Origin of the sequence: Dyella silvae, assembly GCF_026421305.1 — a bacterium.
GTDB classification, from domain to species: domain Bacteria; phylum Pseudomonadota; class Gammaproteobacteria; order Xanthomonadales; family Rhodanobacteraceae; genus Dyella; species Dyella silvae.
This window is the reverse complement of record NZ_JAPJBQ010000009.1, coordinates 140,444-154,147: the sequence shown is the minus strand read 5'-3', so window position 1 is coordinate 154,147 and position 13,704 is coordinate 140,444. Positions and strand designations below refer to the sequence as shown.

Genomic DNA, 13,704 nt, shown 5'->3' with positions numbered 1-13,704 from the left:
CCAGATCGATTTCGTCATGACTGACGTTCACAACCCGGAACAACGCAGTCGCAATATGCGGGCCATCGGCCCGACCAATACCGCACCAGAACTTCAGGTCCGCAAGGCTCTTCATGCCGCGGGCCTGAGGTTTCGCCTTCATGTACGCGACCTGCCAGGAACCCCAGATCTAGTCCTCCCGAAGTACCGCTCCGTCATATTTGTGCACGGTTGTTTCTGGCATGGACATGACTGCCATCTGTTCAAAGTCCCGGCCACTGGCACCAGCTTCTGGTTGAAGAAGATCGAATCGAATCGGCATAGAGACGCCACCACTTCCAGAAAGTTACTGGACGAAGGCTGGAGAGTCCTGACGATCTGGGAGTGTGCTTTAAAAGGCAGAAACAAGTTGCCGATTTCCGAGGTGACGGAACGAACGCATCTCTGGCTCTGCTCTGAGTACCCACTTGGGACTATTCGGGGCACTACGCATCAGGCAACAACTTTCAAAACACAGGCATAGCGCTTACGATTTTCAGGCCGCGCACTTCCTAGCTCCGCTCTCTATCAGCAAAATCTGCATCACATTCGCCCCAAAAGCCCAAGTCAGATTCTACATGCCGTTTATGTGCGACTTAATCAGTGCCCTTAGCTCTTGGCGATCTTTGCCATGATGCAGTCTACGGTGGCAGCTCGGGCATAACCCGGCGGCGTTTGTAAGAGTGTCCTCCCCGTCCTCTGCAAGGGGAACTATATGATGAACCTCCAAGTAGGCGGTGCCGTCGTCTCTTTCAAATAGCTGACTCCTACAGCCGGGCATCTCGCACGCACCGGCAGCACGAGCCAAGGCTCCAGCAACTACTGCAATGCTTCGAGTGAACTCATTTCGCTCAACAACCTTCCTCTCTGGCCGACCTGTCGCCAGCTTGGCTCTCTCAATCAGCGCCTCCTTGCTTTCTCGCGACGCGGCGCGAATTACTGCCTGAGCCACCTCAACCGCTTCAGGTTCCTCGGCCGGAAGTTTCGCCGCGAACAGCTGCTTCCCCACGTTGCCGAGTATCACGTTGTCTCCAGGCGCAAGCCACGAGCTTATAAATTTCCCGCCCATTCTTGGCTCAGGTGTTCTCTCGTCTGGATTACGCGTGGAGAAATAGAAGCTTGCGTTGACCGAGTCTCTATCACCCAACAGAACTGCTACTTGAAACTGCTCACCCTTGATCGGCGTGACGCCTGCGGCTTCAACTGCTAAAAGCTGCTGCTCATTGACGACATAGGCAGCCTTTCGCTTGTCGGTATCGGTTACCGTTTTGATACCGTAGCTGTCAAAGATCATGTTCCAATCGATCGCCATATAAACCAACTCCCTGTTCGTCTGATTACCGTAGTCGCGCTATTGGATTGATACTCAAATTCGCCAGTGGAGTGCAAACTGGCGCCCGGAATAGGTCAAGTATCGGGGTCAGTTTCACTTTCTTCGAGTTAGACGTGACCCTGACCCTGCTGAAGGTGCGGTGCTCGCGATGCCGAATACGCTGGCTCACTCTCCGCCAGCCGAGCTAGCAATCGAATGGATTGATTCTGAGTTGGCTTCTACTTGACTTTACCGACGATCGACCGATACAGCTTAAGTTATTCAGGGGGCAAGGAATGGAAGATTTGGAATTCTTGACAGGAAAGAACTGGGTTGGGGGTGTCAGCATTATTGTCGGCCAGAATGGCGCTGGCAAAAGCAGCTATCTGCGTAAGCTTGCCGAGCATGGTCATGCCCAAGGCATAAACACATTGATCATCTGCAACACACCATTCGACAGCCTTGGCCCCGGAAAGCCAAGAAAGAAAATTTCCGCTCGATCCGGAACATTGTTGCCCGAGCGAATTCTAAAGTCGGTAATCACCGGAACATACAGGCAGTCAAAGTCGAGGGCCTCTGGTGTGGGCGCGGTACTCGACTACTGTGGCTATTCGACTAAGGTAACGGTTGCTTGCCGCGACGTGGACCTGAGCAACCTTGACGATGCTCTTCGGCATCGCCGATCCACGATGTCCACGATCGCATACGACGAATTCAGCGTCTCAGCAAGATTGCTCGAGTTTACTAAAGAATTGCAGTTTGATCTCGCAGGTGGCGTTACCGAGCGATTCACGAACAGTTATACGTTCAAGGTGCTGAAGTCTGAGAAGGAACTTAAGAGCGCCGGAATCGTTTCGTCCATCGATATCTTGCTGCACAGAAAGCAGGATGGAGCTCCCGTTGCCGTTGGCCAGGCGAGCTCAGGCCAACTTAGCCTGATATCCACGCTTTGTTTCTTGATGACGAAGATCCAGAAGCGGAGCCTGATCCTGATTGACGAGCCGGAAAATAGCCTTCATCCGCAGTGGCAACGAGAGTATGTAGATAAAATCTACTCTGTACTTTATTTGTATGAGCCGAAAATTTTCATTGCAACGCATGCGCCAATGATCGTGTCCGGAGCCCGATCTTCGGAGATTGAAATCGAAGTGAAGCAACTACACGGGGAAAACGAGAAGCCGCAGGCAATCGACATCGAACATGATGGTCTTGAAGAGACGATGTGGGACGTATTTGGAACGATCACACCTGAAAGTCACTTTTTAAGCGAACAGCTTGTTCAAGCGCTGGCGTTGTTGAAACGAGGTGAGCGACGCCTGGAAGACGTGCAGGAATTGATAGAAAGGCTCCGCTTGGCTGTTTACGACAAGAGGCAACATGAGGTTCTTGGCGCGGCCGAGGCACTATCAAAAAGAATTGCGGGAGATGCTCCGCATGACTGATCCTTACCTTCCTCTCCTGGATAGTTTTGATTGGAGTGAAGAGGAGCGTGAAGTAATCGACACAGCACTCGCTCATGACGATCCGTGGGACGACGGCGCTCCCGAGTTGCGTGGCATCAAGGAACAATTGAAGTTGATTAAGAAGCGCATCCAGCGCTTTCACCTTGATAGGCAAGGCTCGACCTGTTGCTATTGCCGCACAAACCTCCAGGGCGGCGGCCCATTTATGATTGATCGTGAGCACATACTTCCCAAGTCGAAGTTTCGTAAATTGACCTACACAATCTCCAACTTGTCCGTATCCTGCAAGCGTTGCAATCTCCAGTTCAAAAAGAACCGCATCGATTTTGTTGTAGACCCAAAGACAGTTGAAGCGAAGCATGACAAAAGCGACCAATATCTCTTTGCTCATCCTAACTTCGACCATTTGGATGATTTGATCGAGCGACTATCTGTCCAAGCCAATCGAAAAGTGGTGGTCACGTACAAAGTGTCAAATCACCCGAAGGCGACCTTTACCTATGAGTACTTCAACCTTAAGGAGCTTGAGGTTGATAGCTTTCAGGAGACGCAAGGCGGGAGATCTCTGGATGAGGTTGAGCAGGAAGTGAGGATGATGCTCAGTCTTGAACTGCAGGACCGCCAGGCCAAATAAGCGATAAGCGGGTCAGAGACCTTTTCCATCGTGGGGAAAAGGTCTCTGATCCCTTCTTTCCGCAACAAGCTAGCCCACCGTTACGGCATGAGAATTCAGGCGATGACGTTCGAGAGCTATTTGTTGGTTGTGAGTGAGAGCTGCCATACCCATGCGTGCTCGAGCACGGCATTGATAACGGCATCAGCCGCTACGCCGCCTTCATCTTCGGCAACATGTTTCCCAATTTTGAGCATGCGAGGATGACCTGAAAATTCGCTCAAGCTAATGCCTCCGTCTCCATTTAACTCAAGGGCTGAATGCCTGCCTCGCGGTGCGGACATTGGCATTCGACAGATTCGAAACGTAGAGGGACGGGACTCAGATGGCAGCCTTTGGTGCGCCTTCGAATGTCTTTTCGCCTTAAAGAGCCATCAACTGAATAGGACTTGCTCGACTCATGTCCCAAGTAAAGACAGTATTCCTAATCGCCCTATTTACTCTGACGGGGTCCACACACGTGCAAGCCGAAGAAGGCAAGCAATCGCTTGCCGGCACGTTAAATGTCGACCCACCCGACAGGTACGCGGCGACGTGGAGTATGTTTCCGCACCTCGACAGGCACTGGATGCTTGACACGGATCCAACTACGGCAAATGGGACATGCAGTGAGATTGCAAGCAAGGCCGTGCGCTTCGCTAACCAGATGAAGGCTGGGAAGACCGCCGACGATCTCTATCAGCCGCCTACAGGAAGCCAACCTGGCGCCCCAAAGGATCCCCTCGAGAAGTTGAATGAGCAAAATGGTCGTATCAACGAATCAGTGATCAACAATGTTTGGTCCAACTTTAAGAAGGGAAAGCTGCGCGATCTAAGCGACGAGCAGATATTCAACGCATACGACCTCTGGTGCAAAGCCACATATAGCCGAGTCACTAGCTAAGTTGGCCCTGCCTGGAGGAGATGGAGAAAAGGGGTCAGAGACATTTTCCCCGCGAGTGAGTGATGGCACGTGCGCGATCTCACATAGTTTGGCCGCAGCCGTCTCGCATAGTTTGGCCGATTCAGCCAACCAACTGAATTGGCTGATTTTATTGGTCGACGTAGTTGATTTGCCACGTAGAGTCGGAGCTGGTCGGGCGCTTGCGCAGGCGTCCGGGCGGATACCGAGCGAAGTTGCGTCCGCTTTGGGTCGGAAGCGCACGTTTAGAGGCTGAAATTCGCGATCCCATATCACTTCGCGCCCCGCGCATTAGGAATGATCGGCCGCCCGTTGTACCGGACAACTGCAGCCTCCGAGCACCCACTTCCTCATGCTTTTCGTCGCGGCATTGCCCGCTGATGGCTAAGCACGCTCGACCAGGCTCAAGATCCGCCACTAGGACGTTGGTATAAATGCCTCGCTGGCACACGGATTATTACTTCGGTGCCTATCGAGTTGGCCGCTTGAATGCTTAGCGTGCCTCCAAGGCTGCATATACGCTCCCGTGCGCCCTTGAGACCCCAATGTCCGCTTTTTTCGCCCAATGCAACAAGGGATGCGTCGATACCACGACCGTCATCTTTCACAACCGCGACGAATTCGCTGTCACCGTAGGTGATCGAAACCCAAAGATGCTTTCCCTCTGAATGGCGGATTGCATTGTTGGATATTTCGCGGATGACGTTCGCCACTTCGTGCGAAGCTGAGGTATTTAGTATGGGCTCACTACCGCTGACGCTTGTACGCAGAACCATGCCCGTGGATTCGCTCATGCCTTGGACGATATCCAGGGTTTCGCGTATCGGCGACATGGGTTCGTCGTCGCACGCACGCAATCTGGCGACTTTTGTGCGGCCGTCTGACACGGCTTGCCGTCCCCAGTCCGCAACCCGCTCAGCCTCGACTTTCGCCCATTTGTCGGTCGTCTTATCTTTGATGGTTTCCACACTAGTCAACATGGCTTGCACGCTTTGAAGTAGCGTGTCATGCAGATCCCGCGCTATACGCAGACGTTCGTCCTCTCTTATGCGCATCTTTGCCGTGACTTGCCTGATGCGAAGCATGTAGCCAAAGCACATAGCGAGCAGGACCATAAGTGCGCAGATCGCACGAAACCACCATGTCTCGTAGAACGCCGGCTGGATATGAAAGACGAGACTGGCCTCACTGCCGTTCCACACACCGCTTTCGTTGGCCGCGCGCACCTGAAACGTGTGCTCGCCCGGACCCAGATTCGAATAGTGGGCCTCGCGATTGCTGCCGGCCTCTTGCCAACTCTTGTCCACACCCAGAAGGCGATAGAGGAATTGCCCCTTGTCAGCCGCCCGCAAGAGGGGGGCATTGAAATCAATCTCAATCGTTGACGGGCGAGGTGGTAGCACGAGGGAGGCCTGCTTAACCGGATATCGCGTACCGTCGGCAACAAGAGCATCGATTCTCAACTTTGGTGGAACTGGGTTGACAACAAGATCACCGGGATCAAGCCATGTGATGCTTGATTGCGAGGTGAACCAAAGCCGGCCATCCGCTCCCTTGGATAGTGACGGCGAAGGAATGCCCTGCGCAGGTACGCCGGACATACCGTCAACCGACGAGAGCCAAAGGCCGTTCAGCGGGTGACTGGGATTCCTGATGGCCTCGGTAATTTCATCGCCGGCAATACGTGTGGCTCCTTCGGCCATATGAACCCAAAGATTGCCGCTATCGTCAAAAACCAACCCAGTGATGTCAGCGAAAGGCTTGTTGCCGCCAAGAGATAGCGTGTTGAAATGGCCATCTTTGAACATTGCAAGGCCACCTCTACCGCCAAGCAGAACGACATCATTGAAAGTAACCAAGGCTTTGATTACCCCAATTTCCAATCCGTCTTCTGCCCCGTACTCGTGCCGCACCGAGCCATCGATGACAAGAAGATGATTAGCCCTATGCCCTATAAGAAACTTGCCGTCTGGCATTTCAGCGGCCATATCCGCAACGTCAATGTCCGGCCGACTTGTCCACTTACCATCCGCCCACTCAAAACTGCCCGCCGGCCGACGATGGACGGCCAACAAGTGCTCATCTTTTCCGCAGGCCAACAGGTAGGCCCTTCCCTTCGAGGCACCCGGAGGCGCGGGCGCCACGTGCCTTACGTCGTCCCCGGTCACCTCCCACAGACCATCGTCATAGACGAGCCACGTTTTGCCGGAGCTGATGTCCGTACACATCGCAAAAGCATAGGTGCCGAATGTGGTTGGATGTAACGACGTGCCGTCCCATCGCATGAGTGGCAGGCCGCTCGATATCCAAGCCTCCCCGCGAGCCCCCGGCACGACCTTGGGGGATTGCAGCCCAGCGGGTGCAGGAACGCTGTTGAGTGAGACCTCTCGGAATCGGTCTATCCCGTCCTGCGTACCAACCCAGACATCCCCCTCCGAATCAATCGTAGAGGGCCAAACATAGTCACCCGTCAGGCCATCCGCTTTCCTGAAGGTATCGGTGATGAACTCCTTCTGATCTTTACCTTGAAATTCAGCGTTAGGTGATAGACGTACAACGCCCTCGCCGAGCGAAGGAAGCCACACCCCGCCATGTCGATCGAATGAAGGTGCCGCGGTCATGACCGGCAACGCCGGCAACTCAGTCAAGCTAGTACCTTCGATTTGAAACCGGCGGGTAGGCCCTCTGTCTTGACTGACGTACAGTACATTCGCGGGCGATATCTTCAGGCCAAGAATCAGATTCGTGACCTTTATATGCGTATCGACTGGATGGCAGTCAGTTTCTTGGCACCAATGAATCTGCTCTCCAGTCGCCAGCCATAGAACGCCTCGGCCATCGGCAACGGCCGCATTAATTCGTTTGTCGGGCTTGTCGGCGTCGAAAGGCACGACGCGTGACCATCTACCATCGTTCAACGCAAGCAAGCGCCCGGAGCCGACTGCATAGAGTCGGCCACGAAATCCCTCAAACATGCTGTCAGTGATCCTGATCTCATAGCCCTCAGAGGCCATGTAGTGTTTGAGGTGGCCGTCCTTCATCAAGCTCGCGCCTGGAGCCTCGTAACCCAACCACAACCCCCCGTCCCGTGACGCAAGTAAAGTCATGACCTGGGAAGACAACAGGTGCTCTCCCTTGGCGGGTGCGAAGGGGACAAATTTCAGCCCATCAAATCGACTCAATCCCTGGCCGCCGGCCACCCAGAGGTAACCGTCACTCGTTTGTGCCAGAGAGCTGACCTCACCAGGGGCGCCTCGGTCGGTCGAATAGGCTGTATGCCTGAAGTGACTTAGTCGCCAGCTAGCTGGCGATGCTCCTTGTGCATAGGTCATTGGCGACGCAACAAGGAGCACCAAGGCTGCCAGTGCAAACCATGCCGCAAACTGTCGACTTGGTTGAGCAGCACGTTGCCAACTTTCCGCTCGATTCGGTGTGCAGGCCAGAAGGCTACGCATAGAAGTGACAGCCCCCTGTAAGGCTGCAGATATCCAGCACGCAAAAACCCAATGACATCGGATATCGACCGCCGCCATGCCGTCTCCCAGTAGCGGTTAGAAGTGGGGGAGATGCCCCAAGATATTGCTTTCATCGCAATCGTAAACGGGCAACGTTGCAAAGAAAATCCATATGGCAGCGCATTGTTCTAGAAAACGCCAGCGCCCATCGCTCACCGGCAGCGATCGATAGAAACATCCCAAAAGCAACAATAAACACCTATTCATTGCGGCTCTTTCGCTGTACGAAGCAACCCATCGATCCCCGTCGCGCCCCTTAAATCATGGGATCGAACTAAACGAGGGATGGCTATACCGATAGCCGACGAGTTTACTGTCGTCGATAGCCAAGGAAGCGACTTCCGTTCGAACGTCAAACAGCGGTCCTTCCTTGCCTGGCCGACAGGCATTGCGTCGATACCAATAAAAAATCCAACACCGGGACAGAACGTCCAAGTCAGGCTAGCCCGGTCTCAATCAGTATTTCGACGCGTGCTTGGTGACGAGTGCGGGACGCGCGCAGCGCACCATCTTCGATGATGAATTGAATGCGCCGCGGAATCAGACGCAACTATTGTAAGAAACCATGTCGACTACTTATTGCGATGGCCTGCGTTCGGGCCAGCGTCTTGCCTCAGCATCTATTCTGTTTTGTTTACCCGCCCTGGCCGCAAGTGCCCTGGCAAGTGAGCCACGAATCGAAATACAAGCGGGATCTAGCTACATGGGTGATCACGGCGCCACCGCCATCTTTGTGGAAACCATGGGGAAGCAAAGGGCAGTCGCTGGGTCCACCCTTACCTGGCAGCCTGTGGCGTCGCTTGGTTGGATTGACCAGCGGAACATCTACCACTGCGAAGTGAGCCGCTATCGAGCGACCCACAGCACCGGGCTGCTTGCCGGAGGTGCTCGACTGCACTGGGGAGAACCGCAAGCTTGGTACCAACCACTGTTCTTCGGCTTTGAGCTCGCATATAACCATCAAGTCACTCAGGCCCTGAGTAGCCACTATGAGTTTGTCAGCACGCTAGGCTGGCAAAGCAAGCGCTTCAGCTTCCAGCTCCGTCACATCTCCAACGGCGGACTGCACGACCCAAATCGCGGGGAAACGATGGCGCTTGTCGGCATGGGCTTTGCCCTCTAGTAGCCCGGTCCGCCGAGTGGCACCCACGTACAACGCGCTAACTCCCGGCACCATTGCTTATAGCCTTGTGGCGCGTCCTGTGCGGGAGCAGGACAAGTCGTGATTGGGGAACACCTGATACGGGCTAGTTTTGTTCAAGCAATTCACCGGTCCGGTGCGGATCCTAGTGCGACTGAGCCGCACTTCTCCGATTAACTTCATCCAGTTCCATTGACCCTTTACATGCAGCGCCGCCTTTACCCTGCTTGACGCTAGTGAGTCGCCCCGTAGGTGTTCTCAAATGGATCCACCCTTGGAGAAAAAGCATGGATATCGACCTGAGTGGCTGCAACGCCGTTATTACCGGTTCAACGGGGGGAATTGGCTTGGCTATAGCGGTTGGTCTTGCAAATGCAGGGTCCCGTGTAGTCGTCACGGGACGCACTCGGAATCGCGTTGACCAAGCCATAGAGGTCGTGCGCAAACACTCGCCAGACGCGGATGTTGCGGGTGTCGTTGGCGACCTTGGCACTAACGACGGCGCGAAAAACCTGATGGAACGAGAACCCGAGGCTGACATCCTAGTAAATAACCTGGGCATCTTCGAACCGAAGCCGTTCTTTGATATTCCGGACGAAGACTGGCTGCGCTTCTTTGAAGTCAACGTGCTTTCCGGTGTTCGACTATCGCGCCATTATGCGCAGGGCATGATCCAACGTGGCTGGGGGCGGATTCAGTTTATTTCCAGCGAATCTGCATTGCAGATCCCCTCGGAAATGATTCATTACGGGACGACCAAGACAGCTCAACTGTCTGTGGCTCGCGGCCTCGCTGAAACGTTGGCAGGTACGGGAGTCACCGTAAATTCTGTACTACCCGGCCCCACCCGCTCAGAAGGTGTCAGTCAGTTCTTCGAGAAGATTGCGGCCTCACAAGGGACGTCGGTGCAAGACGTGGAACGCGACTTCATCCTCACTCACCGGCCGACATCACTGATCCAGCGGCTGGCAACTCCAGAGGAGATCGCAAATATGTGCGTCTATCTCGCATCTACGCAGGCCTCAGCGACCACGGGTGCTTCCGTCCGAGTGGATGGCGGCGTCGTGCGATCCATAGCGTAGCGCCGTGCGCGGGATTCATATGCCTGGCCGGCCTGAGCCGGCCCCAGAGATCGAATGAATCGATCCTTCAAGAGAACCAAAAGATCTGGCAAGAACACCACTTAGTAGGCATGTGCCAGCCCGCACGCAGCCGGCCAGAAAAGCCGCTCATCGAAAGTTTGGTGGGACCATCAACGTCCGTGCTTGGTGCTGCTCCGCTTAACTAGCTTTCGCAAATCCTGGATATCGCCTGCCCCTGGCGTCGGCACGGTCACGGCGTTGTGCGGAGAGCAGCGATGGATCGTCGTTGATCTGTGTCCTGCGACATCAGTCGCCTCAAATGCTCGATTCGCTAATCGATGCCACTTTTGTTCAATCCGCGCCGCCTTTCGCGCGCCATGCTTTTCCACGAGGTTACTGACGTTTCTACGCCCCGGTGCCGATCGGTCGGCACGAAGGATCAGTGCGTGGAATCCATATCACCACTCGCGACACTTCCCGAGAGCACAACATGTCCTTCGTCAAAACAGCATTCTTCGTTAAGAACGTCCCGGTCTTGGAGCGCATTATCCGCGTTCTTGTCGCTGCAGCGATTGTGATTCTTGGCCTCGCGTATCTAACTTCGCCGTGGAACTGGATTGCTGCCATCGCCGGTGTTGGATTCGGCTTGACCGGAGTCATTGGGTTCTGCCCCGCCTGCGCCCTAGTGGGCAGGCGGCTCGCGCGAAGTGCACGCGCCAACTACTTGTGACGCATCGACGAAGTCAGAACGTCGATCGACTTATCTACGTTGAACCGTAAAGCGTAAGGGCCTCGCAGAGTTTGACCTTATCTATTGCTGTGCATCTGGAGTAAGAGCCATGACCCGTCGCACATTCCTCGTAACAGGCGCAACCAAGGGTATTGGGAGGGCCATTTCTTCGCGCCTTGCCCATGCGGGGCACCAGATTATCGGCCTTGCCCGAAACGCAAATGACGCAGGCTTTCCCGGAACGCTTGTCTCTGCCGATCTCGGCGATCGTGTTGCGACCGGAGAAGTATTGGCGCGTTTGGTAGACAAGTATTCATTTGATGGCGTTATCAACAACGTTGGATACGTGAAGTTGGCTCCGATCGGTGATGTTGACCTGAATGACCTGGATGACATTCTCCGGATTAATCTCGTGCCGACGCTGCAGACGACGCAAGCGCTTCTTCCCCAGATGCGAGGCAAGGGCTGGGGTCGCATCGTCAACATCACCAGCCTTGTCGCACTAGGGTTTGCTCAACGAACCGCCTACGGCGCGGCAAAGGCGGCCGTCAACAGCTTTACGCGCACGTGGGGACTGGAGTTGGCGGAGACGGGCATCACCGTGAATGCGGTAGCTCCCGGGCCGGTCGAAACCGAGCTCTTTCGCGCCAACACCCCTTCCGGCAGCGAGGCGGAGCAACGCTTCCTTTCTTTCGTTCCGATGAGGCGCCTCGGAAAACCGGACGAACTGGCGGCTGCTGTCGAGTTTCTTCTCTCTGATGGCGCCTCTTACATTACGGGGCAGACCCTTTACGTCGACGGTGGCGCATCGATCGGGCGCGCCAGTTCCTGAATCGTGTGGCCGCGATCCGTGATCCGGCCTGGCCGGTCAGGGATGCCAGAACATGACTACACCGGCGCCAGGGCGACGGATCATTTCGACTAACACAAACGCGTCCTCTGGCCGTCCCCGGGGTTGTTCCTGGCCGCGCTGGTTTAGCTCAATGAAACATGTTCGAAGAAAACGAACATGTTCGTCGTTTTGGTGGAACGGCAATCTTGTGGATTTCGCGCAGCATGAGTCCGTACTTGAAACCCCACCCCAAAGGATCTCCCCATGAAACGTTTCTCCGATAAGACCGTACTCGTCACAGGCGGCAGCAGCGGCATCGGCCTGGCTGCGGCCAAGGCTTATGCCGAAGAAGGCGCACGCGTTGTCATCACCGGTCGCGACAAGACGGCCCTCGACCAAGCTGCGGCGTCCATCGGCTCCAGCGCCATCGCCGTTGTCAACGATGCCGGTTCCCTCCCGGCCTCGAAAGCACTGGCCAACGAGCTGTCCGGCCGCGGCCTGCGTCTGGATGCGATCTTCGTCAATGCCGGCGTCGCAAAATTTGCCTCGCTGGACAACGCCACTGAGGGGCTGTGGAACCAGATCTTCGACACCAACGTCAAAGGCCCGTACTTCCAGCTGCAGGCCTTGCTGCCCATCCTCAACAAGGGCGCGGCTGTCGTCATCAATGGTTCGATCAATGCTCACATCGGCATGCCGGACACATCGATTTATGCTGCAAGCAAGGCGGCCCTGATCAGTCTGGCACGGACACTGTCGGCGGAACTGCTTCCCCGAGGAGCACGCGTGAACGTGCTGAGTCCCGGCCCGGTGAGCACCCCGATCTACGGCAAGCTTGGTGTAGATGCTGGAACTCTTGAAACAGTTGCCGCCCAGATTCAGTCCCAGATCCCGCTTGGCCGGTTTGGCCATCCGGAGGAAATCGCGGCAACTGTGCTGCACCTGACATCCCCGGAATCCGCATTCATCGTCGGCACCGAAATCATCGCTGACGGCGGCATGAGCCAGCTTTGATGTCTCTGCCTTGGGAGGGCCTGCCTGGCCCTCCCAAGGTATCGCAATCAGGCATTGAGAGACTATTTATGCGTCGTTACATCTTTCTTGTGGCAAGCCTGCTCGGCATGAGCAGTTTGGCTCATGCCGGCGTAGCCCCCTACGCCAGCTCCTTTCACGAGCAGCAAATCCCGACCAACGGCACGCACCTCTATGTTCGCGTGGGCGGCCATGGTCCTGCCGTGCTGATGCTGCACGGCTTTGGTGATACCGGCGACATGTGGCAGCCGGCCGCAACCGCGTTGATGAAGGACCACACGGTGATCGTTCCTGATCTGCGTGGTCTGGGGCTATCTGAGCCGGCATCCGATGGCTATACAAAGAAGAACCAGGCCGAGGATATGGCCGGCCTGCTCGATCAGTTACACATAGACAAGGTCACACTGGTAAGCCATGACATTGGCAACATGGTCGCTTACGCATTCGCTGTTCAGCACCCGACTCGGGTGACCCGCTGGGTGGCCATAGATGCGCCATTACCAGGCATTGGGGATTGGGACGCGCAGTTACGGTCCCCTCGTACGTGGCATTTCAATTTTCACGGACCTGACGAGGAACGTCTGGTCGCGGGGCGAGAGCGCATCTATCTCGACCGTTTCTGGAACGAGCTGTCCGCCGATCCGTCCGCCATCGACGAAGCAACGCGTGAACACTACGCGGCGCTCTATGCCCGTCCGCATGCGATTCACGACGCATTTGAGCAATTCGCGGCCTTTCCGCAGGACGCTATCGACAATCAGGCATTGCTGGCCAGTCGCGGCAAGTTGCCCATGCCGGTGCTCGCCCTCGGCGCCGAGAAGTCCTACGGGGCACGCATGGCCGACATCTTTCGCAATGTCGCCACCGACGTCACGGGCGGAGTCATTGCCAACTCCGGCCACTGGGTGATGGAGGAGCAGCCTGCTGCCACGTCTGCCCTGATTGAACAGTTTGTGCGCAAACCATGAATCGGTTCGCCATGGCCCACACTGCAACGTGTAGTCA

13 protein-coding genes are annotated in these 13,704 nt (G+C 55.6%); 10 read left to right on the top strand and 3 right to left on the bottom strand.

Translation table 11 applies throughout. The features are described from left to right. Positions 1-16 precede the first annotated feature (16 nt). A complete protein-coding gene (locus tag OQE56_RS18240; protein WP_323748598.1) occupies positions 17-502 on the top strand; it encodes a very short patch repair endonuclease in 486 nt (161 codons plus the stop codon). A gap of 90 nt (positions 503-592) precedes the next feature. Here the strand turns inward: OQE56_RS18240 and OQE56_RS18235 are convergent, their stop codons facing one another. Then, positions 593-1,330 carry an HNH endonuclease gene (locus OQE56_RS18235; RefSeq protein WP_267226228.1) on the bottom strand — a complete coding sequence of 246 codons (738 nt, stop codon included), beginning with the start codon at positions 1,328-1,330 and terminating at the stop codon, positions 593-595. 296 nt (positions 1,331-1,626) lie between these two features. On the opposite strand from OQE56_RS18235, the gene OQE56_RS18230 reads away from it, so the two are divergent. Continuing rightward, the gene (locus OQE56_RS18230) at positions 1,627-2,772 is read left to right on the top strand and encodes an AAA family ATPase (RefSeq protein WP_267226227.1); all 1,146 of its coding nucleotides are present in this window, start codon (positions 1,627-1,629) and stop codon (positions 2,770-2,772) included. Next, a complete protein-coding gene (locus tag OQE56_RS18225) occupies positions 2,765-3,427 on the top strand; it encodes an HNH endonuclease (protein WP_267226225.1) in 663 nt (220 codons plus the stop codon). The genes OQE56_RS18230 and OQE56_RS18225 overlap by 8 nt, the downstream gene beginning before the upstream one ends. Before the next feature lie 116 nt (positions 3,428-3,543). Here OQE56_RS18225 and OQE56_RS18220 read toward each other — a convergent pair whose 3' ends face one another. Continuing rightward, complete coding sequence (locus OQE56_RS18220; protein ID WP_267226224.1) at positions 3,544-3,690, bottom strand: hypothetical protein; 147 nt, start codon at positions 3,688-3,690, stop codon at positions 3,544-3,546. Positions 3,691-3,926: 236 nt separating this feature from the next. Here OQE56_RS18220 and OQE56_RS18215 point away from each other — a divergent pair, with 236 nt between their 5' ends. Then, positions 3,927-4,349: a hypothetical protein gene (locus OQE56_RS18215; RefSeq protein WP_267226222.1), complete on the top strand. Its 423-nt coding sequence runs from the start codon at positions 3,927-3,929 to the stop codon at positions 4,347-4,349. Between the two features lie 422 nt (positions 4,350-4,771). Here OQE56_RS18215 and OQE56_RS18210 read toward each other — a convergent pair whose 3' ends face one another. Next, a complete protein-coding gene (locus tag OQE56_RS18210; protein WP_267226220.1) occupies positions 4,772-7,900 on the bottom strand; it encodes a sensor histidine kinase in 3,129 nt (1,042 codons plus the stop codon). Positions 7,901-8,585: 685 nt separating this feature from the next. Between OQE56_RS18210 and OQE56_RS18205 the strand changes: the two genes are divergently transcribed. The 6 genes from OQE56_RS18205 to OQE56_RS18180 all read left to right on the top strand — a co-directional run bounded on the left by OQE56_RS18205 (position 8,586) and on the right by OQE56_RS18180 (position 13,667). Then, on the top strand, positions 8,586-9,005 hold the full coding sequence (locus OQE56_RS18205) for an acyloxyacyl hydrolase (RefSeq protein ID WP_267226218.1): 420 nt from the start codon (positions 8,586-8,588) through the stop codon (positions 9,003-9,005). Positions 9,006-9,310: 305 nt separating this feature from the next. Further along, positions 9,311-10,105 carry an SDR family NAD(P)-dependent oxidoreductase gene (locus OQE56_RS18200; RefSeq protein ID WP_267226216.1) on the top strand — a complete coding sequence of 265 codons (795 nt, stop codon included), beginning with the start codon at positions 9,311-9,313 and terminating at the stop codon, positions 10,103-10,105. Between the two features lie 490 nt (positions 10,106-10,595). After that, positions 10,596-10,835, top strand: a complete 240-nt coding sequence (locus tag OQE56_RS18195; RefSeq protein ID WP_267226214.1) for a YgaP family membrane protein — start codon at positions 10,596-10,598, stop codon at positions 10,833-10,835. 109 nt (positions 10,836-10,944) lie between these two features. Then, entirely contained in the window at positions 10,945-11,667 is a 723-nt protein-coding gene (locus OQE56_RS18190) for an SDR family oxidoreductase (protein ID WP_267226213.1), read from the top strand. 264 nt (positions 11,668-11,931) lie between these two features. Continuing rightward, positions 11,932-12,681 (top strand): SDR family oxidoreductase, encoded by a 750-nt coding sequence (locus OQE56_RS18185; RefSeq protein ID WP_267226211.1) that lies wholly within the window; start codon positions 11,932-11,934, stop codon positions 12,679-12,681. Between the two features lie 68 nt (positions 12,682-12,749). After that, positions 12,750-13,667, top strand: a complete 918-nt coding sequence (locus tag OQE56_RS18180) for an alpha/beta fold hydrolase (RefSeq protein ID WP_267226209.1) — start codon at positions 12,750-12,752, stop codon at positions 13,665-13,667. Positions 13,668-13,704 lie beyond the last annotated feature (37 nt).

What these genes read in the sequence shown, in the direction of transcription:
- OQE56_RS18225 (WP_267226225.1), top strand. Translation starts at nt 2,765, where the DNA reads ATGACTGATCCTTACCTTCCTCTCCTGGATAGTTTTGATTGGAGTGAA.
- OQE56_RS18230 (WP_267226227.1), top strand. Translation starts at nt 1,627, where the DNA reads ATGGAAGATTTGGAATTCTTGACAGGAAAGAACTGGGTTGGGGGTGTC.
- OQE56_RS18205 (WP_267226218.1), top strand. Translation starts at nt 8,586, where the DNA reads ATGGGTGATCACGGCGCCACCGCCATCTTTGTGGAAACCATGGGGAAG.
- OQE56_RS18190 (WP_267226213.1), top strand. Translation starts at nt 10,945, where the DNA reads ATGACCCGTCGCACATTCCTCGTAACAGGCGCAACCAAGGGTATTGGG.
- OQE56_RS18235 (WP_267226228.1), bottom strand. Translation starts at nt 1,330, where the DNA reads ATGGCGATCGATTGGAACATGATCTTTGACAGCTACGGTATCAAAACG.
- OQE56_RS18195 (WP_267226214.1), top strand. Translation starts at nt 10,596, where the DNA reads ATGTCCTTCGTCAAAACAGCATTCTTCGTTAAGAACGTCCCGGTCTTG.
- OQE56_RS18200 (WP_267226216.1), top strand. Translation starts at nt 9,311, where the DNA reads ATGGATATCGACCTGAGTGGCTGCAACGCCGTTATTACCGGTTCAACG.
- OQE56_RS18180 (WP_267226209.1), top strand. Translation starts at nt 12,750, where the DNA reads ATGCGTCGTTACATCTTTCTTGTGGCAAGCCTGCTCGGCATGAGCAGT.
- OQE56_RS18240 (WP_323748598.1), top strand. Translation starts at nt 17, where the DNA reads ATGACTGACGTTCACAACCCGGAACAACGCAGTCGCAATATGCGGGCC.
- OQE56_RS18210 (WP_267226220.1), bottom strand. Translation starts at nt 7,900, where the DNA reads ATGGCGGCGGTCGATATCCGATGTCATTGGGTTTTTGCGTGCTGGATA.
- OQE56_RS18185 (WP_267226211.1), top strand. Translation starts at nt 11,932, where the DNA reads ATGAAACGTTTCTCCGATAAGACCGTACTCGTCACAGGCGGCAGCAGC.